The following is a 1,450-nucleotide window of genomic DNA, read 5'->3' as shown; positions in this document are numbered from 1 at the left end:
TCCTTGTGTCAAAAATATGCGTATCGGCCGCATAAGTGGTTCGAAAATCCCCACAGGGGCGCATGCTTGTACCGGCCATGATCTTTCCCCTGAAAGGTTAAACGCGTTCGATGTCTTTGGTGCCGAAGAGGCCGTAGGGCTTAATCATCAAAATCAAGATCAGCACGTAGAACGGCGCGACCTCGTACATGTTCCCCCAATTGAGGAACTGGCTGTCGATATAATGGGCGAAATTCTCTAAGAGACCGACGATCAACCCGCCGACGACCGCCCCGATCACCGAATCGAGCCCGCCCAAGATCACCGCCGGGAACACCTTGATCCCGAAGGCCGACAGCGCCGACGACACGCCATTTACCAACCCAACGACAACCCCCGCAACCGTAGACACCATCGCCGAAATCGCCCAGGCCAGGGCAAACACCTGTTTGATCGATATCCCAAGGCTCTGCGCCGCCTGCTGATTATAGGCCGTCGCGCGCATGGCGAGCCCATAGCGCGTATACTTAAAGAAGTAAGCGAACCCGGCCATAATCAGCACCGAAACCGCCAGCGACAGCCCATAGGCGGTTTTCACCTGTAGGCCGAAGAGGCTGAAGGATTGCTTCTCGAAAATCTGCGGGAAGGCCTGGGCATAAACGCCGAACCCCCATTTCATCGCAGCCTGGAACACGATGGAGAGACCAATCGTGACCATAATCACCGAGATAATCGGCTCGCCGATCAAAGGCCGCAGAACGACCACCTGCAACAGCACGCCGAAGGCGGCCATAAAGGCCAGCGTGAGCAGAAAACCAATGAAGAAGGGAACCTGATATTTCGTGAGGAAAAACCAGCAGACCCAGGCGCCGATCAGTAGAAACTCGCCCTGGGCGAAGTTCACCACTTGGCTCGCCTTATAAATCAGCACGAAACACATGCCGACGACGCCGTAGAGCGTGCCGACGATTATACCGTTGAGCAGCAATTGCCCGAGCAGGGTAAGATCCATCTCAGCGCTCCCTTACGCCGCACGCGGCCGCGCGCCGCCGCTGGCAAGGCCAGAAGCTTCGCGCAGGTCGATCACGCGCACGCTGGTTTTAATCCGTTGCTTGGTGCCGTCTTGGAACACGATGGTGGTATCAATCGGAACGATATCCACATCCCCATAAACGGCCTGAATAATGTCGGCGTATTTTTCATTGACCACGCCGCGCCGCACTTTGCGGGTGCGCGTGAGTTCGCCATCGTCGGCATCCAGTTCCTTATAGAGCAGCAGGAACTTGCGGATGCGTTGGAACTCCGGCAGCCCCTCGTTGATCTTCATCACTTCCCGGTGCAGCAGCGCGTAGGTTTCGTCCTTTGCTGACAGATCGGAATAGGTGGTGAAGGAAAGCCGGTTCTTTTCCGCCCATTTGGAGACGACCGGATAGCGAATGCAGATCATCGCCGCCAAGTAATCGCGGTGGTC

1 protein-coding gene and 1 pseudogene are annotated in these 1,450 nt (G+C 56.4%); both read right to left on the bottom strand.

Annotated features, from left to right (window positions below):
* Nucleotides 1-97: 97 nt before the first annotated feature.
* The gene (locus VZ95_RS19225) at nucleotides 98-991 is read right to left on the bottom strand and encodes a branched-chain amino acid ABC transporter permease (RefSeq protein WP_045777297.1); all 894 of its coding nucleotides are present in this window, start codon (nucleotides 989-991) and stop codon (nucleotides 98-100) included.
* 12 nt (nucleotides 992-1,003) lie between these two features.
* Nucleotides 1,004-1,450, bottom strand: a pseudogene (locus VZ95_RS26135) (long-chain fatty acid--CoA ligase); the annotation flags it as partial.

It is taken from the genome of Elstera litoralis (assembly GCF_000963705.1).
Lineage (GTDB): Bacteria > Pseudomonadota > Alphaproteobacteria > Elsterales > Elsteraceae > Elstera > Elstera litoralis.
Note: the sequence above shows the minus strand (reverse complement) of the source record. Positions and strands in the feature narration are given on the sequence as shown.